The 20,443-nt window shown below is 63.1% G+C and carries 21 protein-coding genes and 1 pseudogene; 9 read left to right on the forward strand and 13 right to left on the reverse strand.

The window, feature by feature from the left end:
- Positions 1–155 precede the first annotated feature (155 nt).
- The 8 genes from ACSYDW_RS13765 to ACSYDW_RS13800 form a co-directional block, all read right to left on the reverse strand.
- The gene (locus tag ACSYDW_RS13765) at positions 156–482 is read right to left on the reverse strand and encodes a CHY zinc finger protein (protein WP_438339304.1); all 327 of its coding nucleotides are present in this window, start codon (positions 480–482) and stop codon (positions 156–158) included.
- Positions 479–1,090 (reverse strand): energy-coupling factor transporter transmembrane component T, encoded by a 612-nt coding sequence (locus ACSYDW_RS13770; RefSeq protein WP_438339305.1) that lies wholly within the window; start codon positions 1,088–1,090, stop codon positions 479–481. The genes ACSYDW_RS13765 and ACSYDW_RS13770 overlap by 4 nt, the downstream gene beginning before the upstream one ends.
- Positions 1,084–1,776, reverse strand: a complete 693-nt coding sequence (locus tag ACSYDW_RS13775) for an energy-coupling factor ABC transporter ATP-binding protein (protein ID WP_438339306.1) — start codon at positions 1,774–1,776, stop codon at positions 1,084–1,086. Before ACSYDW_RS13775 ends, ACSYDW_RS13770 begins: the two co-directional genes overlap by 7 nt.
- Positions 1,773–2,897 (reverse strand): thiolase family protein, encoded by a 1,125-nt coding sequence (locus tag ACSYDW_RS13780; protein WP_438339307.1) that lies wholly within the window; start codon positions 2,895–2,897, stop codon positions 1,773–1,775. Before ACSYDW_RS13780 ends, ACSYDW_RS13775 begins: the two co-directional genes overlap by 4 nt.
- Positions 2,887–4,011 (reverse strand): AMP-binding protein, encoded by a 1,125-nt coding sequence (locus tag ACSYDW_RS13785; protein ID WP_438339308.1) that lies wholly within the window; start codon positions 4,009–4,011, stop codon positions 2,887–2,889. The genes ACSYDW_RS13780 and ACSYDW_RS13785 overlap by 11 nt, the downstream gene beginning before the upstream one ends.
- On the reverse strand, positions 3,969–4,598 hold the full coding sequence (locus ACSYDW_RS13790; RefSeq protein WP_438339309.1) for a biotin transporter BioY: 630 nt from the start codon (positions 4,596–4,598) through the stop codon (positions 3,969–3,971). The genes ACSYDW_RS13785 and ACSYDW_RS13790 overlap by 43 nt, the downstream gene beginning before the upstream one ends.
- 624 nt (positions 4,599–5,222) lie before the next feature.
- A complete protein-coding gene (locus ACSYDW_RS13795) occupies positions 5,223–5,663 on the reverse strand; it encodes an AAA family ATPase (RefSeq protein ID WP_438339310.1) in 441 nt (146 codons plus the stop codon).
- A 322-nt stretch (positions 5,664–5,985) separates the two neighbouring features.
- The gene (locus ACSYDW_RS13800) at positions 5,986–6,636 is read right to left on the reverse strand and encodes a TetR/AcrR family transcriptional regulator C-terminal domain-containing protein (RefSeq protein WP_438339311.1); all 651 of its coding nucleotides are present in this window, start codon (positions 6,634–6,636) and stop codon (positions 5,986–5,988) included.
- Between the two features lie 118 nt (positions 6,637–6,754).
- Between ACSYDW_RS13800 and ACSYDW_RS13805 the strand changes: the two genes are divergently transcribed.
- The 4 genes from ACSYDW_RS13805 (at position 6,755) to ACSYDW_RS13820 (ending at position 11,047) form a co-directional block, all read left to right on the forward strand.
- Entirely contained in the window at positions 6,755–7,255 is a 501-nt protein-coding gene (locus tag ACSYDW_RS13805) for a DUF6326 family protein (protein WP_438339312.1), read from the forward strand.
- A 172-nt stretch (positions 7,256–7,427) separates the two neighbouring features.
- Positions 7,428–8,078 carry a DUF2306 domain-containing protein gene (locus ACSYDW_RS13810; RefSeq protein WP_438339313.1) on the forward strand — a complete coding sequence of 217 codons (651 nt, stop codon included), beginning with the start codon at positions 7,428–7,430 and terminating at the stop codon, positions 8,076–8,078.
- Between the two features lie 761 nt (positions 8,079–8,839).
- Positions 8,840–10,078 carry a hypothetical protein gene (locus ACSYDW_RS13815; protein WP_438339314.1) on the forward strand — a complete coding sequence of 413 codons (1,239 nt, stop codon included), beginning with the start codon at positions 8,840–8,842 and terminating at the stop codon, positions 10,076–10,078.
- 354 nt (positions 10,079–10,432) lie between these two features.
- Positions 10,433–11,047 carry a DinB family protein gene (locus ACSYDW_RS13820; RefSeq protein WP_438339476.1) on the forward strand — a complete coding sequence of 205 codons (615 nt, stop codon included), beginning with the start codon at positions 10,433–10,435 and terminating at the stop codon, positions 11,045–11,047.
- 299 nt (positions 11,048–11,346) lie between these two features.
- Here the strand turns inward: ACSYDW_RS13820 and ACSYDW_RS13825 are convergent.
- The 4 genes and pseudogenes from ACSYDW_RS13825 to ACSYDW_RS13840 form a co-directional block, all read right to left on the reverse strand.
- Positions 11,347–11,550, reverse strand: a pseudogene (locus ACSYDW_RS13825) (GNAT family N-acetyltransferase); the annotation flags it as partial.
- Positions 11,551–12,361: 811 nt separating this feature from the next.
- Entirely contained in the window at positions 12,362–13,123 is a 762-nt protein-coding gene (locus tag ACSYDW_RS13830; RefSeq protein ID WP_438339315.1) for a DUF4097 family beta strand repeat-containing protein, read from the reverse strand.
- A gap of 145 nt (positions 13,124–13,268) precedes the next feature.
- Positions 13,269–14,561: an FtsX-like permease family protein gene (locus ACSYDW_RS13835; protein WP_438339316.1), complete on the reverse strand. Its 1,293-nt coding sequence runs from the start codon at positions 14,559–14,561 to the stop codon at positions 13,269–13,271.
- Between the two features lie 44 nt (positions 14,562–14,605).
- Positions 14,606–15,469 carry an ABC transporter ATP-binding protein gene (locus ACSYDW_RS13840; protein ID WP_438339317.1) on the reverse strand — a complete coding sequence of 288 codons (864 nt, stop codon included), beginning with the start codon at positions 15,467–15,469 and terminating at the stop codon, positions 14,606–14,608.
- Positions 15,470–15,491: 22 nt separating this feature from the next.
- Between ACSYDW_RS13840 and ACSYDW_RS13845 the strand changes: the two genes are divergently transcribed.
- The 5 genes from ACSYDW_RS13845 to ACSYDW_RS13865 all read left to right on the forward strand — a co-directional run bounded on the left by ACSYDW_RS13845 (position 15,492) and on the right by ACSYDW_RS13865 (position 19,365).
- Positions 15,492–16,658, forward strand: coding sequence for a sensor histidine kinase (locus ACSYDW_RS13845; protein WP_438339318.1), 1,167 nt, complete (start codon positions 15,492–15,494; stop codon positions 16,656–16,658).
- Between the two features lie 37 nt (positions 16,659–16,695).
- Entirely contained in the window at positions 16,696–17,361 is a 666-nt protein-coding gene (locus ACSYDW_RS13850) for a LuxR C-terminal-related transcriptional regulator (protein ID WP_438339319.1), read from the forward strand.
- Between the two features lie 291 nt (positions 17,362–17,652).
- Positions 17,653–18,189 (forward strand): hypothetical protein, encoded by a 537-nt coding sequence (locus tag ACSYDW_RS13855; RefSeq protein ID WP_438339320.1) that lies wholly within the window; start codon positions 17,653–17,655, stop codon positions 18,187–18,189.
- A gap of 101 nt (positions 18,190–18,290) precedes the next feature.
- Positions 18,291–18,797 (forward strand): GNAT family N-acetyltransferase, encoded by a 507-nt coding sequence (locus tag ACSYDW_RS13860; protein ID WP_438339321.1) that lies wholly within the window; start codon positions 18,291–18,293, stop codon positions 18,795–18,797.
- A gap of 226 nt (positions 18,798–19,023) precedes the next feature.
- On the forward strand, positions 19,024–19,365 hold the full coding sequence (locus tag ACSYDW_RS13865) for a hypothetical protein (protein ID WP_438339322.1): 342 nt from the start codon (positions 19,024–19,026) through the stop codon (positions 19,363–19,365).
- 322 nt (positions 19,366–19,687) lie between these two features.
- Here ACSYDW_RS13865 and ACSYDW_RS13870 read toward each other — a convergent pair whose 3' ends face one another.
- Positions 19,688–20,125, reverse strand: coding sequence for a hypothetical protein (locus ACSYDW_RS13870; protein ID WP_438339323.1), 438 nt, complete (start codon positions 20,123–20,125; stop codon positions 19,688–19,690).
- Between the last annotated feature and the right edge of the window lie 318 nt (positions 20,126–20,443).

Below are 20,443 nucleotides of genomic sequence, written 5' to 3' on the forward strand. Positions count from 1 at the left end.
GCGTACTCCTTCTTCGGGGGGGGGGGGGGCTGGTTGCCCGGCACCGCGCCGGGCCAGGCACTGTGCCCCACACTAGCGACAGGCGTTGGCCCGGTCGAGGGTTTGGCCGACAGCTGGACCCTCCGGCCACCGAGACAGAGCTGAGTCTTCAGTCCTCAATCTTCGAAGTACAGCCCGGTGTGCAGCTTGCAGCCGGGATTGAACGGCGCGGCGCAGCCCGGGCAGGAATCGACGCCGAGGTACCGGGCGATCGACAGCACTTGCCCGCAGACCCCGCAGAGCACCGCCCGCTCGTCGCGGGAGGCGAGCGGCCACTGTGCCGCGTCGTGGCCCGCGGCCTGCGCATGGCAAAGGTGGCACGGGTAGAACTCGCGGCAGCAGGCGAACTTGATGGCAATCACGTCCAGCGGGGTGCGGTAGTGGATGCAGCGCGTCTGGCCGTCGACGACGGGACCGAGCACCCTCGGCCGCTCGGCATTCACCGCACGCCCCGAGCTGTCAACGCGTCGCCGAGTTCATCCGCGTGCTTGAGCGCGACAATCAGGAACGGGACGACGAAGGTCAGCGGGCTGTTGCGTGCCCCGCGCGCCCGCTGCGCATCGCGCACCTCTGTTGCGCGCCGGCCGAGCACCGGAATGGTGCCGATGGTCACCGTCAGCAGCAGCGCGATCCGCTGCGGGTCAAGCCCCAGCCGTGCCAGGGGCCGCAGCCCCCGCTCGATGGCATCAAGCAGCGCCGTCACCCGCGTGGTGAGCGGGAGCAGGGCGGCGAGCACTATCGCGGCGCTCACGCGGGCGGCATTGGCCACCGCCGGCTCCGGGCCCATGAAGAGCAACTGGCTGGCCGCCGTGACAACGACGACCCAGCGGACCCCATGCACCTGGCGGCCCAGTTCACGCATCCCGCATAGTCCCGGGCCAAGTCCCGCCACCGCGTAGCCAAGGATCGCCACCGCCGCCGCGATGCCCGCAGCGAACCATTGCGAGGGCAGCAGGGACACGGCAAGCACCACCAGCAGGACCCCCAGCAGCTTGGGCCCGGCGGGCATCCGGTGCAGCCAGCCGGACCCCGGCCGGTAGAGCGTCAGCACCGCAGCACCGCCTCGTACCGGGCGATGACGTCTTCGGGATCGCCCACCTCCACCATGCGGCCCCCGGCGAACAACACCGCCTGATCGCAGCGCGCGGCAAGCGCGAGGTCGTGGGTGACAAGCAGCAGCCGGTGGCCCGCATCCTCCAGCAGGTGGTCGGCGACGAGCCTGGCGTTGCGGGCGTCGAGGTAGGCCGTCGGTTCGTCGGCGACGACAAGCTCCGGGCGGCGCACGAACGCGCCGCACAGCGCGAGCAGCTGCTTCTGCCCGCCCGAGAGGTCGTGCGACGGGCGCTCGGCCAGATCCCCCAGGCCAAAACGTTCCATTGCCGCGGCCACCCGTTCCCGGAGCTCGGCCGCCGGGAGCCGGTCCGCGCGCAGCGAGAAGGCCACATCCTCGGCAACCGTCGGCATGATGATCTGCGCGTCGGGGTTGCTGAACACCACCGCGATGCGGCGGCGCAGCTCGGCGGCCCGGCGGGCGGGGTCGATCCCCAGCACGGACAGCCCACCGGAGGTCCGGGGGACAAGGCCGCCGACAAGCCGGGCGAAGGTGGACTTCCCCGAGCCGTTCTCCCCGATGACGGCCACGGTACGCGCCCCGAGATCGAGGGAGACGTCCCGCAGGACGTCCGTATCTCCGAGGCGCACACCGACGTCCGTGAGGTGGATTCCCGGCTGGCTCATCGGACGACCTCCAGGACCGCGGCGATCCCCATGCCGCCACCGATCGACGCCGCGGCAACACCGCGGGTCCCGGTCGGGGCACCGCCCCGCACCAGGCGGCTGAAGAGGCGCACCACGGCTATCGCTCCGCTGGCACCCCAGGGGTGGCCCAGCGCCAGCGCCCCGCCGTCGGCACACAGCCGCGGGTCCTCCTCCGCGATCCCGAGCCTGTCCAGCACCGCAAGACTTTGCGCGGCGAACGCCTCAACGATTTCCAGCGCCGCAATGCCGTCCAGGTCCAGCCCGGCGGATTCCAAGGCCGCGCCGACGGCGCCGGAGGCACCGAGGCCCGGCAGCGCCGGATCGCAACCCACCACCGCGGAGGCCCTGACGGCGAGTCCCGGCATGGCCCCGGCCGGGGCAATCACCAGGGCTGCAGCGCCGTCCCCGATCCGCGTGGCGGTGCCCGCGGTGAGCGAGCCGCCGGGGAAGAGCGCGGGCAGCCGGGGGAGCAGCCGTTCGGCCCCGCCGATGGCGTCGTCGTGCCGGAGACCTGCCATCGGCACCACCTCGGCATCGAACCGGCCGGCGTCCCGTGCCGCGCGGGCGCGGGCATGGCTGCGGGCCGCATGGGCGTCCTGGCGGGCACGAGATATTCCGTCATGCACCGCCAGGTCCTCCGCCGCCCGGGTCATCTCCGGGTCCGCGAACCCCGCGGGCGCAAACGGCGCCCGGGAGTACGCGGTGCCGTCCGCCGAGCGCACCGGAGCGGTGGAGGCGCTCTCCACCCCGCCGGCCACCCGCATGCGCGCATCGCCGGCACGGATGGCCGTTGCGGCATCGAGCACCGCCGCCAGCCCGCTGCCGCATTGCCGGTCCACCGTCATCCCGGGAACCCCGTGGCCGAGCCCCGCCGCCAGCGCGGCGATGCGGCCGGGATTCCCGCCCGGTCCCATGCAGTTGCCCATCAGCACGTCGGCCACGGTGATCGGTGCCCCGTGCGCCGCCTCGGCGTCGGCCAGGGCGGCGCGGATCACCGGGGCAGCCAGCTCTTCGACGCGCAGCCGCGCCAGGGCGCGCCCCCGGGTGCCGATCGGGCTGCGCCGGGCGGCAATGATGACGGGATCGTTTTCAGTGCGCAAGGGACACGACCTCCCCTGCCTGGACCCGCCGCAGTGCTTCGGCGCGGGCTGGCTTGCCGGAAGCAGTGCGCGGGATCTCGCCGGTGAACCAGCGTCGCGGCCGGTGCGCAGTTGCCAGCCGGGCCCCGGCCAGCGACCCGAGACCTGCCGGCACGTCGCCGTCCAGCTCGAGCAGGGCGGACACCAGGGAGCCGATCGGCCCGCTCGGAAGACCGAACACCAGGGCATCGCGCACGCCCGGGATGCTGCGCAGCACCGCCTCCACTTCTTCGGGGACGATGGTCGCCGAGGCGCTGAGGATCGCGTCGTCGGCCCGCCCCAGCAGCCGGAGCCGGCCGTCGGCGAACTCCGCGCGGTCGCCGACGGTCGCCCACTTGCCGTCTCGGCGCAGCGGGCCGGAGGCACCGGCATACCCGGTGGCCACATAGGGGGAGCGCACCCAGAGTTCGTGCTCGCGGATCTCGATTTCGACGCCGGGGAACGGCCGCAGCCCGTCGCCCTCGTCGCAGGCCACGAACGAGAGTTCGGCGGCACCGTAGTAGGAGGTCACCCGGATGCCGGCAGCCTCGGCGCGCCGGCGCAGCTGCGGGTCGAGGTGGGATCCGCCGACCAGCGCCGCGCGCAGGCGTGGCGGGGGACCGGAGTCGAGCACGGCGCGCAGCGCCTGCGGTGTCCCGTGCAGGGCGTCGACGTCCGGGCCGGGGCGGAACACCGGTTGCGGTCCGCCGTCCAGCGCGTGGGCCAGGGAGAACAGTGTCAGCGAAGACGCAGCAGGGGCAGGCAGCAACACGTTTCCCGCGTGCCCGATACCCAGGAAGGATCCGACTGCGGCGAAGGAGTCGGACCAAGATTCGGCGCTGCGCAGCACGATCCGTGGCGCGCCGCTGCTACCGGAGGTCAGCGTCGCCCAGGCCGTTCCCTCGGGTGCCTCCGCCGCCGCGGCAGCCGCTGCCATGGCATCGAGCTGCGCGGCAGGCCATCGGGGATCGCCCACAAGCGGGATGTCGCCGGCCGTGCGGATCCGCCGGAGCTGCCCGAGCAGGTCCGGATCGCCGCCGTCCACCGGGAAGATCACCGGACGGGTTCCGGAACCGCGGCCGTCTTCGGGGCCCACACGCGGCCAAAGGCCCGAGGGTAGGCCCGCACCAAGGTCATGACAATGAGCGTTGCCGTCACGGCCTTGACCAGGTCGCCGGGGATGAAGGCGAGGCTCATCAGCATGGTCTCGCCGAGCGGCAGGCGCGTCACCAGGCTCTGCACCGGGACACCCACCGCGTAGACCACCAGGATCCCGCCGACCAGCATGCCGAGCGCCGTGCGCCACAGCACCGGCTTGCGCCCTCCCGCGTGCACGATCAGGCCGATGGCAAATGCGCCGAGGATCCAGCCGAAGAGGTAGCCGGCCGACGGGCCGAAGAACACGCCGATGCCACCGCGGCCTCCGGCCAGCAGCGGCAGGCCCAGGGCCACCAGCGCCAAGAACACGGTCATCGACAAAGCGCCGAGCCACGGTCCGAGGATGGCACCGGCGAGCATCACGCCGAGGGTCTGGACCGTGATCGGGACGCCGCCGGCGACGGTGAACCCGCCCGGAAGGCCCAGGACGGCAACCAGCGCCGCAAAGACGGCGACTCGGGAGAGGCCTGTGGCGTCAATCCGGGGTCGGCCGGTGGGGTTGTGCAGGGTGCGGGGATGCGTCATGGAGTGACTTCCTTGGTGTGATTCAATCCCGGGCGGCGCTCTCTTGAACACCGTCCAATTGAACGGTGTTCAGCAGGACGGAGTTCACTATAGTGACACCACGGCCCAAGCTGCAAAACCCGCGGTCACACTTCGCCGTCGCCGGGGTGATTTCCGTGTCGTTGGAGGCGACCCGGTAGCCCCATGAACTGGCGTCGCGTCTCCTCGGACCACGGGGCATGGGGGAGTGGCGGTGGGCGACGCACATGGCGTGGATTCCGCGGATCCCAGGCGGCCGGAGGCTCGATCGGGTGGCTCCTGTTGGTCCGTCAAAAACACCTAGGTATCACCGCAGCAGCCGCCTGCTAGAACCAATCTCACCGAGCCAAGAACGGCGAGTTGTTCGATGACTGCCGGCGTCACCGTGCATGGAGGAAAAACCGTATCCGTCATGGGCATCACCGTAGTTCGATGGCTTGACCCCTGTCAGCCAAACGACCCTTTGCAGGCTCGACGGTGGGTGGGCCACATATGTCCGTCCATGGGTGGAGCCCTGACAGGGCCTTCGGAAGCCGGGCCGAAGCCCCGCCGGTCTATGCGACGGACGGCAGGGGCGCGCTTGCCTCGGACAGCGGGGAACGAGACCTAAGAAAGTAGCTCTTCAATGGCATCGGCCAGTAAGGAGACGGGCAGCCGACCATCCAGCTCCATGGATGCGCCGTTTCGGAGCAGAGGCTCGACCGTTTCAACAAAATTGGCGATCTCCGATTGCTGAGCTTCGCTTTTCCCGTACTCGTTGGTGGTTCTGCTCCTGACTCGCTGGAGCAGAACCGAAAGCGGCGCACTGAGCAAAACCACGTGCTCGAAGTACCCATAGAACCGGCCTTGGTTCTCGACGGTTCCAGAAACCACCATGCTGCCCGGTTGGCGCAGCAATTCATCCATTCGCGGTTCATCCCAGGTGCCATCCTCCAACACCCATCCACCGTAGTCGGTGTCGAGCGTTTCGTGGCCCCGGGAATGCAGTTCCAAAAGGACGCTGCTCTTCCCCGATCCGGACATTCCGGTCAGCAGTACTTTGGTCATCCGCTCAATGTAGCAGCGAACTTTTTTGCCGCACAGATGCCACAGGAGCAGCCCACAAAGGCACTCCGCCTAACGGGCGTCGGAACCCAGTTGCTGACATGCGCCCATTCCGCGGCGTTCCTCCCGGGCACGTCCGGGCGCCGAACTTTCATCCAGAAGCCCGCGGCCATGGCTGATTGTGCGGTCGGGACCCGGGTGCCGCCCTCCATGGATCGGTTGATGAACTCCATCGCATCGCATGGGTCGACAGGCGGGGTCCTCGTAAAATCCCCCAACCGCTGCAGTTTGCCCCGCGGGGAGGAGGACCACGCCCGGGAGAAAATCAGGAGGCTTGCTCGAGGCGTTGCTCGAAGCCGTCGAGAATGATGTCGAGACCGACGGCGAACTCGTCGGCAAACGAGTAGCTTGCATTGTGCATGAGCTCACCGAGCGCCCGCACGAGATGCGGGTATTCGTCCGGACTCGGCGCCACGTCCTCGGCGAACGACATTTCCGCACCTTCGCCGGGGGCGAAGGGAAGGGTGGACTCCGTAAGCGCGAACCCGTACACGTAGGCGTCGACGGCGGAGAACATGTGCGTGGCGAGGCGAGCCGAGAATCCGGAATTCAGGAGGCAGCCGAAGACCCGATCGAAGTTCCGCAGCAGCGGCGTGCCGGGCCGGGGGCGCGCCTCGATCATGCCCAGTGCCCACGGATGCTGCACCAGCACCGATCGCGCCGATCGCGCCCGGTTAAGCATCGCCGCCCGCCAGGGGTCATCCACGCCAGGGGCGCTGATCTGCTCGAACGCCCAGTCGGCGAGCGAGTCAAGGAGCGCGATCTTGTTCGCCACATGGTGATAGAGGGACATCGCCTCCACGCCCAGTTCTGCGGCGACGGATCGCATGCTGACCGCACCGATACCGCCGCGATCGGCGACAGTCGCTGCCGCCGCAACGATCCGTTCCCTGCTGAGTGCCGCTCGTGTATTCACGTTCCCATTGACTCCTTACAGGCGTAAGACTAGCATGATCCGCATCCTTACAGCCGTAAGAACGGAAGGTGCCAGCGATCGCTGACCCCCGATCCTGACCACGACATCGGAGCATCTGATGAAAAACCGTCAACACACCACCCCCGCGCTGGAAGACCAGCGGATCCCGGTGCAAGCCAAGATCGCGGCAGCCTGGACCAGCTTCATGTTCCTCTACATCTACGTCGACTACTTCGCCCTCTACAAGCCGGGGATGATCGACAACCTCCGCGCCGGCGTCGTCTTCGAGTTCGACATCAGCCCGGCGTTGATGTCCGCGTTCCTCGCGCTCGTGGCGATCCCGATCGTGATGGTGGCGCTCTCCATGATGCTTCCCGCCCGCACCAACCGTGCCACCAACCTCGTCGTGGCAACGGTGTACATCCCCGTCTCGATATACAACGCGGCGGGCGAACCGTGGTCCTGGTCCTTCTTCTACGGCCTCTCCATCGGGCTCGAGGTGCTGCTCCTGGGCTTCATCCTGCGCTCCGCCTGGACCTGGCCCCGCACCGAAGAGCGAAACCCGGAACGAGTCGGCGGCCACGCGGCCAACACCTCACTGGAAGGAAATCCCCGGTGATCTCCGTGATCGAGCCATGGAAGTTCACCACCGGCACGGATATCAGCGAAGTCGGCATGCAACGCTGCAAGGGCGCCGCGGCCCTCACGCGCAGGCCCTTGGGGCCCGAAAACCGGAACGCGAAATGTCCCGGCAGATAAGCCCCACCAGTCCGGTCGCCGGGCAAGGGGAAGTGAGGCAGCGCTCGAGGAGCGGACGGCTCGCCATCACCGGCCTCCTGCTGCTCAGCGCACTGCCCGTGCTCGGCGGAGCGATTCACCTGGGAGACCTGAATGCCGGCCCGGAGGGCACCCGTCCCTTGACATCATCGATTCCGATGATTGGGCACATCGTGGCGATGAGCGCGTACTGTCTCATTGGTGCGTTCCAGTTCTCTCCGGCTCTGCGAATCCGGCATCGTTGGCACCGTGCCGCCGGCCGCGCACTGGTCCCCGCTGGATTCATCGCGGCCCTGTCCAGTGTCTGGCTCGCGGTCTTCTTTGGCGGCCCAGCCGAAGAGATCCCACTCGCGAGGGTTCGCCTCGTCTTCGCCGTGGCGATGGCAGTTTTCCTAGTACGAGCTGTCATCGCGATCAAGCGACGAGACTTCGCTGTCCACGGATCCTGGATGACGCGCGCCTACGCGATCGCCGTCTCCGGCGGAAGCCAAGCGCTTGTTTTCGCACTGTGGACGATCACCATGGGTGAGGTCGACGCATTAGGCGAGGTCTGGATGGTTGCCGCGGGTTTCGTGATCAACAGTGTCGCAGCTGAGTTGATTGTCCGGAGGCGCTCTGGCCGGCGGACAAGCCGGGCGCCGGACCCAGGTCTTCCTCAATCATGAGGTCGTGCCCCGGCGTGCAACAGCTGACGAAAGCCAACATGAATTTCACGCGCCATTTCACTTCGCCAATCAATGAGGACGAGGCAGGAGAACGTTCCCCGTCCGGAAGCGACGAGGGATGCGAAATCCTCCACATTGTGGCCGGAAACGCAATGAATTGGCGAACGATGCCACCGCTACCAACGTGCTGGAAATCGTCGATCACACCGTGATCCGCGGATGGACTGAATCACCAAGCGCCGAGGAATGGAACAAGGATGCTACTTTCCTCCCCGCAGCCGCTTTCACCTTGCTTCGACTTGTCGGACGGATCGATGGAACCGGGCGCATTCGGGCGTTGGAGGCATTGGAAATCCTCATCGATTTCCTCGGGCAAGAACCCAGGCCAGAGCAGCAGAAAATGAACTTGAGCGCTGGCGCTGCTGACACCGACGTCTGGACAGTTGATCCCGTAGCCGCGGAGCAACCTCCTGCGGGACACCTACGATTCATGTGGCAGCGAAAGTCCGCGGATCCATTCACGCAGCCCGGTCCACACCGAAGACATGGCTTAGAAAGTCAACCGATTCAACTAGGAGCTAGCGACCATCGGGAATCAGCGAGCCGAGGAGCCCCGAACTGCGGCCCGGTGCGAAAATGTTCTTCATGAACGCCGTGGTTGCAATTTGAACAAGAACTACTCCTTGGTAAGGCCCGATGCCAAAGGCTGGTCCGCACTTCCGCTGTGCCCTCCTGCGTGGCGGCAAACGGTGGTTGCTTGCTTGATCGTCTTGACGACAACGGTTGCCAACTTCATAGCCGACAGGGGGTGGGAGGATCTTCCGCCGGAATACTGGCAATCGACCTACCGAATTGTTGATATGTTCGGGCTTTCTGCGACCCTCATTGCATTCTTCTTTTCTGCTCTCGGCTGGTTCTTTGGTCGACTGGCAGTTGCGATGGCGCCCATTGTTTTGCTCTACGTGGCCGTACCGTACTCGCTCGATGCAAGCGAGAATGCCGTTCTCTGGTGGGCAGGCGCAATAGCAGCGGTACTTTGGTGGCTTATCCAGGCCAGGTTCTCGCTGCAGCAGATTCACGCCGTGCATACTCTCGCCTCAGTGTCGGATACCGGGGCAACTGTTGAACTCGGGCCGGTCGCTGGAAAGACTCTGAGACGCATCAAGCGGCGCAGCCTGTGCTGGGCAACGGGCTTGAGTTCGATCGCCATTCTCGGCTGGCTGGCAGCGATCACGGCTTTGCCGGCTGCGGTTGGACGCACCTATCAAGAACTGGACGACCTGGCGCTGTCCGACTATCTGGGAACGCCTGCGGCAACCATGAGTGTTCTAGCACTCGCCCAGTGGCATCGCTGCGGCTGGACGTTCCTGGCCTGCAGGTGCGTCGGCACTCTGGTGTGGCATGTCCCCGTTGTCGGTGGCCCGGTTCAAGGACTGTGGTCTTCGCTTTCAGAAGACGCCGGCACGGTGCCACTTGGCCAGGCCAATTCGTTGCCCTCATGCACCTGCATCGAAGAATATCTACGCGCTGACCCTGACGAAGAGGACCTTTACGGGGACATCGGTGTCCTTGCCTCCGCCTATTGTCCGGTTCACGGAATCGACCAGATCAATTCACTTACTGCAGAGCAGTTTCGTTCGCTTGCCACCACCAGCTGGCTCTGGGACGAAGATTCCCTGGTGCCTGTGTCCACGCAGGCCGATGCAGACAGGACCTTGCTCATTGGCTATGCAGGAAATGCCTTTACCGGCTTGCCGGCTCGGTTCATCAATGGCATGGCAGAGATCCACGTTGGCTCGGATCATCTGGCTGAAGAACGTGAGCTACAGACCAACGAATCCCAGTGGGAGCGCCCGTTGCCCCCGCTGGGCGGGGTGCTGGACCGGATCGACCTAAGACCTGCAGGACTGGGCGGGCGAGCCATCCGCTACCAGCATGGGAGGGCGTGGTTCGAAGCAGCCGGCGACGCCAGCAGGTGTCCTTCGTCAGTCGAGGAGTGACGACGAGCGCCTACTTGAATTCTTGGTGGGCGAACCTTATCTCCAAATGGACGACGATCAATTCCCAAGTAAAGGAAGATGCTCACACAAAGTCTCGTTTCACTGGTGACGCGCGACGGCCTACCGTGTCACCCATGAGATCGATCCAGTAGACGAAAAGTCGTGTGCCGGTATTTCGCTGACGGAAGCAACCACCGACATGAAGTTAGACCACAGCAATTGGAAAAGCTTGATCGCAAGTGGATCCCTCAACGGGTTCATGACCGTGGACAGCCGGCAGATCCCCCTAAGTGGGAACGTCGACTGCGCATAGGCACTGGACGGCTTCTCGTGGAGTATAGGCTACCTTCCATGATGACCAACGAGCGCCTCAAACCCCTGCTCGAGCAGTACGACTGGGCGACGGAACGACTTCTCACTCGCCTCGCCGGACCCACGAGCAACTCGGGGGATGACAACGAGGTCTCCGTACCGGTCCTGACGGACGCCGAGTACCTTTGGGAACCGGTCGGCTCTTGCTGGTCCGTACGGAGGCGCACCGATGGGCCCGGACCGGGTGCACTCAAGCTCATCGGTGCGGGGGAGTGGGGGCGAGATGGAGCCCCCCAAAGCCCGTGGCCTCCGCCCCTTACGACGATTGCTTGGCGGCTTGACCACATCTCCGAGACGCTGTTGGGCCGATCCAACCACCTCGGTGGAGACCGCCTTTTCGACCGAGCGACATACCAATCACGACCAGATGCAGCCGGCGCCATCGAGAGGTTTCATCAGGCCGCTGAGGACTGGCGCCGCGTCATGCTCTCTGTCGATGAGTCCGACTATGACCGGACCGGGCTGAGCAGCTACCCATACGGCAGCGATGCCGACGAGACATTTCTGTCGATCGTGTGGTGGGAGAACCAGGAGATCCTGCACCACGGTGCCGAGATCGCGCTGCTCCGCGACCTCTACGTTCACCACATCCAGTAGCGACGAGCGTGCACGGCATTCACTGGTGACGAAGGTACAGGCATCGAACTGACCGGAAACGCCGCGCTTTGGTTCCCATTGCCATTGCGGATATCGCTTTCATCCCCGCAAGCAAGCTTTGTCGCATGCCGGGAGACAGCCGCACCTGACTCGACGAGCTTTCTTGCCTGTTGGAGGGGTGCCGTATTGGACGGGGGGCGTGGAATTTCGGAGACACCTGCACCGAGACTGTGTATTCGCAAGTGGAACGGCTTGCGGGATATGAAACCAGACACTGGCGGTGTCGGGGACCAAATCGGCTATTTCACTTCGTGGCTGTGGCCTCGTTCTGACACGGGCGGATCGAAACGGGGGTCTTGAAGTGTCCCGCCATCGTCTAGCCACCCCCGTTTGGTGTAGAAATCGATGGCTCTTTTGTTGTTGGCTTCCACCCATAGAAAAGCTCTGTCGTAACCCAGAGTTGCGATATTTTCCTCGGCGGCCGTGAACATCGCTGAACTTGCACCCCTGGCCCACCACTATGGATGCACGTCAATTGCGTAGAGCTGCCCAAAGGCAGAATCAGTGTCTCCGGTGGCTGGTCCTAGTATGCAAAACCCAACGACTCAGCTTCCTGATTGCGCCACCAAGTGGGTCGTCCCTGGCTTGGGGTTGGCGATGTTTCGAGCCCAGCCCTCTGCATAATGTTCGCTGTCCATGGCGTCGAGGTACTCATCCGTCATCACGCCGCGGTAGGCAGCTCTCCAAGCCGCAATTTGGATCTCGGCCAACGTGCTCGCATCCTCTTCGGATGGGTAGCGGACAAGTATGTTTGCGCTGGTCATGAGTTGAAATGTCCCAACCGAATACGGCGGAGGAAGAACACGTGACGAGCAGCCGAGAATCAACCTCCGGGTCGAATCGACCTCAAGCTAGGGACGGTACTCCTGTGTCTCTGGCAACCGTTGATTCTGGAGGTTCGGCTCACTTGGATTTCAACTCTCCGCACGCCGAACCATTCACCGAAAGTCTGGGTGGGGATGCGCCACAGTTCGAAATCGTTCCCTCGTGAATCACCTTCCATGGTCTGACAGGAATCGGGTCGTTCGCTTAAGCCACTCACCAGGAATCCGATCACGACTATCCCGAGGACAGTGATTGTCACACCTGTGTCTACGGTGAAGACTGCTCCGCCACCTGGCAGCGAGCCACGGTTCGCACCGTGTACGAGCCGACAACCACCGCTTTAAGAGAGCGAACATCGCCCCCTACCCTCCGCCTGTGCTCTGAAGCGTCGGGGCACAGGCGGAGGGTAGGGGGGCGAGCGTGTGAACTCTAGTTGCCGTTCGTTATAGAGATGTCACCGTTGCGAGTCTCCACCGCAACGACGTGCTTGCTCGCGCTGGATTCGGCGACGCTTACATTCACCTTGCCACCTTTTGTCGTCGTATCCACCCGGTAGTCCGATCCTGGAAGGGTTAGTTTGACGTTTCCATCCTTACTTTTCACGCCGACGTTCTCCGGTACCGTCCCGAAGCTCAACTTGGTGTCGCCATCGGCCGAGATAGTACTCACGAAGGGGGCCGCGATTTCGTCACCGGCGATATTTCCACCGTCACTTGTCAGTTCAAGCGTGTGGCCGCTGAAGTTGTTCAGCTGGATGTCTCCGTTCCCCGTGGTTGCCATGAGATCTGTGCTGATCTCGGAAGCCTTGATTGATCCGTTGGTGTTTTCGACATTGATCACGGTGTTTCGGGGCACCTTGACCGAGTAGCGGGCCTTGCAGCCAATCGAGACTCCTACACAGTCGGCCCTGAGCGTCAGCGTGTTTCCTGAAAGGCCCCATTCAGAGGTGGGGGCGTTGCCATTGGCAGTGCCGCTGGTTTGCCGTTCCACCTGGATCTCTTGAATATCCGCCGGAACGAGCTCAAGTTCCGAGGCATTGGACCGCACCGTGAGATTCGTTCCCGTGAATTCGAAGGCCTTTGAATCCTTGGGGGCATTGGCGAGCTCATCGCCGCTGCTGCAAGCGGTGGCGACGAGTGAGATGGTGCAGGCCACGAGGATTGCGGCTATAGCCCGGTATCGATTAGTCATGTGCGGGATTCCTTAAGATCAATGAGTTTGTGGGACGGATTATGGGGGTCGGTATTGGACTGAATTGTTGATTCCGACAAGGTGTGTCCGCGCGAACTGAATCTCCGCAAGGTGATCGCCACAGACCATCGCGCGTTGGAGACGTTCAAGCGCGGAGGACCCGCGCGGCGATCGTTCGCGAGGCATGGGCGGATTGGACTGCGAGGGCCAAGCAGGTGGTGGCGAGCGTTGCCAGGGCCAGTCCACCAAGTATGATCCACGGGATCCCGGCAAACAGGCCAAGGGCATCGATTCGGGCACCTGCGGCGATAGTGATGCCGGTGATGGTGAGAGTGAGCGCGCCGAAGACTATGGCAGTGCCGGCGTAGATGAGGCCTTCAAGGATTGCTGATTGCGCAATGACGCCGGGCGGGGCGCCTGCGACGCTGATCAGTGCCGAGTCGCGTTGTCGATCCCTTCCCACCAAAGCGATAACGGCCAGACCACCCACCCATGCGACGACGAAGACCCATCCCAATACGACCAGGACGTCCCCCAAGCCTGCCGTGCTGTTCGGCATCACGTTTCCCATCACGATGAATAGCCCGACGAGGGAGAGGGAGAGCGCGAAAGGCAGGACGGTGGTGACACTTCGTGCGGAGCGGGCCCGACACGACTGCACGGCCAGATGCCACGCAATGTTTCGCGAGGGCACCAAAGAGGTCCACAGCTTCATCAGGGGTGTGAGCACCCAGGGACCCATGAGTAGTAGTAGGCAAATGAGGAACAAATTCCCGGCGAATGCGAATGCAGTTCGTTGCGCCAAGCCGCCTTCGAGTTCCAGTCCGAGCCCGGGAATCCACATGCCGACGACACCGGCAATGAGGCAGAGGGCGAAGATGCTGCGTGTGATCCCGGGCCTGGCTGCTGAATCGGTTGCTTCACGGAACGCGCGCATTTCGGGTGTTCGTGCAGCCCTTGCGGTCACGCCCCACCCACCGAACAAGCAGGGAATGATCCCGGAGACCAGACCAACACCGACGTGCCATGACTGGAATGCCACGGAGGCGTTGTGGATCTCGAGCCCGGTCGCGGCCCATTGCCTAATCGTGATGCCAGCCACCAGATGGGCTGGCAAAATTGCCATCATGCCGGCGACCAGCCCCAGCACTATCAGCTCGATGCGAAGAATGGCCCTGACTCGATGGCGCGGGACCCCCAGGATCACCCACAGGGCGTGCTCCCTGCGTTGCGTCGTCAAGGTCAGCCCGACGGTTGATGCGGTGATCCCCATGGCGGCGAGCACCGTGAAGAAAACGATGTTTCCCCCGAGCACAATGGAAGCCGAGACCATTCTCGAATCTTCGGCATTCTGGGCGGCCGAGATAGACGTGAACATGGCGATGAGTGCGCCAGCGACACATGCGGCACCGACAAGTGCGCAGAGCAGGGCCCACAACCACATGGACGCCTGCATGCGGATGTCGGCCAGGACGAGGCGGATCATGAGCTGTGTCCGGCTGTTTCGTCCTCGGACTGAGCGGCAAGCACCGCTTCGCCCACGGCATGAGCATCGCCACCCGGCAGGGTCCGGTGCACGCGCCCCGAGCCCAAAACCACAACGCTATCAGCGCGGGCTGCTGCGTGGGGATCGTGGGTGACCATCAGCACCGATGTCCCTTGGGCAGGCAGTGCCTGGAGCCAGTCCAGCACGACATGGCCGGACTTGAGATCCAAGGCACCGGTTGGCTCGTCCGCGAACACGATCCGTGGCTGATTGGCGACTACCCGTGCGATGGCTACCCGTTGACGTTCGCCTCCGGACAAACGGTCGGGCCGTCGACTCGCAAGCTCGCTGATTCCCAGACGGGTCATGGCCTCAGAGACCGTGGCGCGTGAGATTCGCCGGCCTGCCAACCGTGCGGGAAGTGCGATGTTGTCTTCGACGGTCAGGGAGCTGACGAGGTTGTATTCCTGAAAGACGAAGCCAATGTTTTGGCTGCGAAACGCGGCACGCTGTCGGGGGTTGAGTGCAAGCGTGTTTGTGCCGAGCACCTCGATGGAGCCGGAGGTCGCTTGTTCGAGCCCCGCAGCACACAGGAGCAGCGTGGACTTGCCCGAGCCAGAAGGGCCCACAATCGCCGTGAGGCGCCCCTCAGGGATGTTCAAGGTTATCTCGTGAAGGACTTGCGTGATCTCCCAGCGACGCCCAGGGACGGGAAACCCCATGTTGACTCCGCGCAAACGGATACAGGGGGTGAGGGAATTTGTGTTGTGCGGCATGTACTCATCAAACGTTGTTTTTGGAGTCAGGACACGGGTATTAGCCCCCGAGGGTGGTAGACCTGGCTCTACTTTCAGCACCATGGCTTCCCGGTAAAATTGGTGAATGCCGCACTTTCATTCGGGCCGCCGGGTGCTCACGGAGATCATCGCGGGTGCGGCCTTTCCGGTGATACTCGCCAGCGTGCTCGTCCTGCCAATTTCGGCGATCGTTGTAGCCGAGGCCGACCGAAGTCGTGCCTTGTTTTGCGGTGCACCGTCCATGCCGCTGCGCCCAGCTGGGCAGAGCTGGAGATCGTGGATCCGCTTTCGCCTTGGAGTTTGGGCAGTATGGCGCACAGACCTGCCCGTCTTTCTTACCGCACTCGTGTTGTGCGCCTTGTCTTTGATCGTCTCGTTCTTCGGACTCATCAGCACCTCGGTGCTCGTCTTCAATCCCGTGCTCTGGGCCTTTGGGATCGAAGCGATGGTTGGACCATTCAAGCCGATGAGTTTGCAACAGGCCTGGGTCGCTGTACCGGTAGGTCTACTTCTCGGGGCCGTAACCGCGGTCATCCTGACGGCAATCTCATTGCTACGCGACGCTTGCCTCAAGGCGTTCCTTAGTGCCTCGGAACAAGACCTGATCGCCAAACTTGAGAAACTGGGCAGCAGTCGGGCCTCGTTGACTCAGGCATTCGAAGCCGAACGCCAACGGATCGAACGCGATCTTCACGATGGGGCGCAACAGGAGCTTATGGCGGTCGTGATGCGACTGGGAATGTTGGAGGCCGCAGCCCTGACCCGTGATGAAAGCGCCCTGGCCAGTCAGGCCACGAATGCAAGAGAGCAAGCCGAGCACGCGCTGGAGCGCTTGCGACAAACGGTACGTGACATCCATCCCCGAGAACTCAGCGATTTCGGGTTGAAAGTCGCAGTCGAAGAACTCGCCGCACGCTCACCACTGCGGACGGAATTCACGGCAACGGGGGAGGATTCCCTGTTGTCTTCACCCACGGCCGCGGCAATCTACTTTTCCATTTCGGAGGCGCTGACAAATGTTGCCAAGCACGCGGAAGTGGACCATGCTCGGATCGAACTGCGCTGTGGGGCCGTTGGGGTCTGGGCGCAGGTGCGGGATGAAGGCCGGGGTGGAGTCGACTTTGCTGCGGGGTCGGGTCTGGCGGGGCTCAGGGAACGGATGCGTAGCATCGGTGGGGAACTCGAAATCAACAGTCCACCAGGCTCTGGTACGGAAGTGACAGTCTCGGCACCGTGTGAACCCACATGGTAACTTTGGAGACTTTGTTCCTGTTATCTTGGATGTCCTCATGAAAATTGTGTTGGCTGATGACAGCCTGTTGATGCGGGCCGGCATCCGCGAAATCTTGATTTCCAACGGTCACGAGGTGATTCGTGAGTGCGAAAGCGCAACGGAACTCATCCTTGCCGTCGATTCACTCGCGCGCGACACGGAACTGCCGGAGCTGGTACTGACAGACGTCCGGATGCCACCGGGTAACACCGATGATGGACTTCGCGCGGCCATCGAGCTGCGCTCCCGATATCGGGGGCTGCCCATCCTCGTACTCTCTGCATATGTCACGGGCCCCTATGTGCGGGAACTGTTGAATGGTCCGGGCGCGGACGGGGCAGTGGGTTACCTGTTGAAAGAAAAAGTGGGGCGCATTGCGGACTTCGTTCGTGTCCTGGACACAGTCGCAGGGGGAGGGGTGGTCATTGATCCCGAAGTTGTCAGACACATCACCCACACGGCCTCGGAACACGGCCCCCTGGCACGCCTCACTCCTCGTGAACAGGAAGTATTGGCATTGATGGCCCAGGGACGTTCCAATGCGGAAATTGCCGAGGAACTATTTCTGTCTGGTGCTGCGGTAAGTAAGCATGTGGCGAACGTATTTCTCAAACTGGGGATGCCACCAGGCCAAGACAACCGTCGGGTGAAAGCGATCTTGACATGGTTCCAATACCACTAGGTCACTCTCCAATCGCTCCCGGCCGCAGTTTCAGCGCATCGGTGGACACGTAGACCTCGCCCACGGCCCTCAGGCAAGCTTGGCTATCCTCCCAAGTACCCTGCAGCATGTCACCGTCAGAAGTTCTCAGCAGCACCTGCGCACGACAGTATGCGGAACGTCCAGTGGGACACCGAGGTCCGCGTTGCTTGCCAGTGGTGGCGGCGGTGCTTCGCCCATGCCTTCCGCGATGCTTGGCGACACGGTGGACCCTGAGCGGTACCTGGAATTAGCCCGGCGACAATGGTCTGTATGAGCGAAATTGGAGGGCGGCACCTGAGGTTCCCGAACAAGTGGCAAGCAGCCGGACTTGGCGTCCTCGGTTTGGCGCTGGCGGCGGGACTCATGTCGGGGTGCTCGGTGTTTCAGGATTATTCGGGCGATACCTGTGACGGGCGCAAACCTGTTGAGTCCTTGGAGCAAGCCGGTAAGAATCTGGTGACCGCGGCCTATGCTGCCGACCGGGACGGAATATGCCGGGTCACTCCTGCGTTCCACGACGGTGTCCTGGATGAGGCAATGGTTGCCAAGACGCGGGAGCTGCTAGCGGCTCGGGGGATTACCCCGCAAAACGTCACGGTGGTGGTGGGCGAGCAGATGGGAAGCGGCATTTTCGTTGAACTAACAGATGGCAGCAACGACGACGCCAATTCGATCAGGGTCGATGGCACATCTGTCCGTGGCGACGGATACACGGTCAACCTGCCGCAGGACATGCCGCAGGAGCCGTCGCCGGAGTTTCCCAACACCCCGGCATCACTGTCGGCTTCGACGGGCACCGCTCCCTAAGAAATCTGACGCCGCATGGGGAACCTTGGCCGGGCAACATATGGAAGGGCGAGTACTGTTGACTGGTGTTTGAACCGCGCCAGCTTAGTGAAAATGTCACCATGCGCATACTGCGCCCGGGGGATGCGCCGGCCGTTGCCGCCGCCTATGTGCGCAACCGCGAGTACCTTTCCCCCTGGGAGCCGATACGCCCCGAGGAGTACTACACCGAGGCCTGGCAGGCCACTGACATTGCCAGCCGCCTGGTGGCGGAGAAGTCCGGTGAAGGGTATCCCTTAGGTTTGTTTGCGGACGATACCCTCGTGGGTAGGTTCAACGTGGCCGGAATCGTGCGCGGCCCCTTCCAGAGCGCAGGGCTTGGTTATTGGGTCGATAGCGCCTACACGGGCCGTGGGCTTGCCTCTGCGGCAGTTCGGGTGATCGTCGAGACAGCACGTGACGAGCTCCAGCTACATCGCCTGGAGGCGAGCACTCTCCTACACAACACTGGCTCGCAACGGGTGCTGCTGAAGGCGGGCTTCCGGCAGATCGGGATGGCTCCGCGGTACTTGCAAATTGCCGGGGAATGGCAAGACCACAACCTATACCAAATAGTCCTCCACGACTAAGCCCCTGGCTTTGCGTCAGCGATCGTCCGAGGTAGACGATATACGGGCTCTCCTCGTACGGAATCTCCTACGGGACGTTTGCGAACCTTGCAATAGTGAAAGACCGCAGTCCCATTTCTGCATCCCAGCCGACGCTCGTTCTGTGGTGTAACGGGCGAGCTGCTCTTGGGCTGGACGCCGGTTCATACCTCCGACGAGATCTTGCGGTCTACTAAAGAAGACATAAGTGTTGCCACACCCTCTTGAATCCGCTGTCTCAATGGAGGGAATCCTTTGCGGCCTCGAACAGGTCATCGATAGCAAGGTCTTCCGTGAAATCACGAGGATCTGGGTCTCGGATCACATCTTTCGGACCGCCCGCGGGCACTCGCCTTTTGCTTTCCGCTTAGCCGCGGGTTCGTCGTTTGAGTATGGGGTAGACGATCAAAGTGGCTACAGCCATCGCTATTCCGGATCCCGCGTTTTGCCACAGCGTCTGCGTGGGGAAAAAGATGAAGCCCAGTACTGTCATGACAACGACCGTGCCGACTGCGATTATCGCAAGCGCAAGAACTTCAGCGAATCGTGAGTCCTGGGATGGATCCTGATCTGTAGTCATTACTTGCGCTTGGGCTTCCTGGTGACGACGTCGAATACGTTTGCAATGGAACGAGCTGCGACAACCTGGCTCAATCTCTTGTCGACCCAAACTGTGGCCTTTCCGTAAAGCTTAACAATTCCCGCTCCAAGGCAATACCCGAGAGTACCCCTAACAGCTGCCTTGCCGGCCGTGCGCAAGCATAATCTGGGGTCGCCACCACTGTCGTTTTCGAAGGTGACTGCACCATCTAAGATCCTCGCCAGTGTGGTTTCGCGCCCGAAAGCGGAACCCTGACCGGACAGAAGATTTCCTAGTCCTCTTCAGCGATCAGCCTGCCGTCCGGTTTGCGGATGAGAAACCAATCGTGGTCTGATGCCGTCCAGGCGTTGCCCCTGTGTGGCGCCTGTTGGGCCCACGCAAGGGCCTTTTCCAGCCATCCATCAGTGTGTTGATGCCCGACTTCCTGGCGGAACTCGGCGGGGACGGAGCTGAGCCACATTGTCAGCCGACTGGTGCGAGTGCCACGGCCGACCAGGTATGTCGTTGGCGCGTCCGATAGCCAGCGCACCCACAGGACGGACAGGTCGGAAGATTCATACGGGACCGCGTGTCCGCTGAAGAAGAGACGATCGAGATGCACGCCAGCGGCTACCAAGGCTGCCCTGACTGCGTCCCGGCCGATCGGATAGGCCCACCGCTTGGGTAGTTTGCCCCGGCCATAGTCATCCCATGGTTCTTCGTCTGCCATATCTGCATCCTAGGGGAACTGTCGCTTTTGGCGGCCGATACATAGTGTGTCCGCCGTCGTCTGCTAGGCCACTCCCTGTCCGCAAGGGATGTCCCAGATGGACATCACCGCCCAATCCGGCAAGCCGGGCCATAGCGGAAAAACCATTATTTGACTTGCATCTTTGGAGTTGCCGAATTCTTGGTGTGCCGTATGCCCTGCCTGAGAACAAGCCCGGCGATGGTGGGGCACGGGTTAACCGGGGCAGAATTTGAAGTGGAGTTTCAGCTGCCGCCCGAGGAGCACGGCGCCTGGCTTGCGAGACAAGTATTGGGATGC

This window comes from Paeniglutamicibacter selenitireducens (assembly GCF_051550675.1).
GTDB lineage: Bacteria > Actinomycetota > Actinomycetes > Actinomycetales > Micrococcaceae > Paeniglutamicibacter.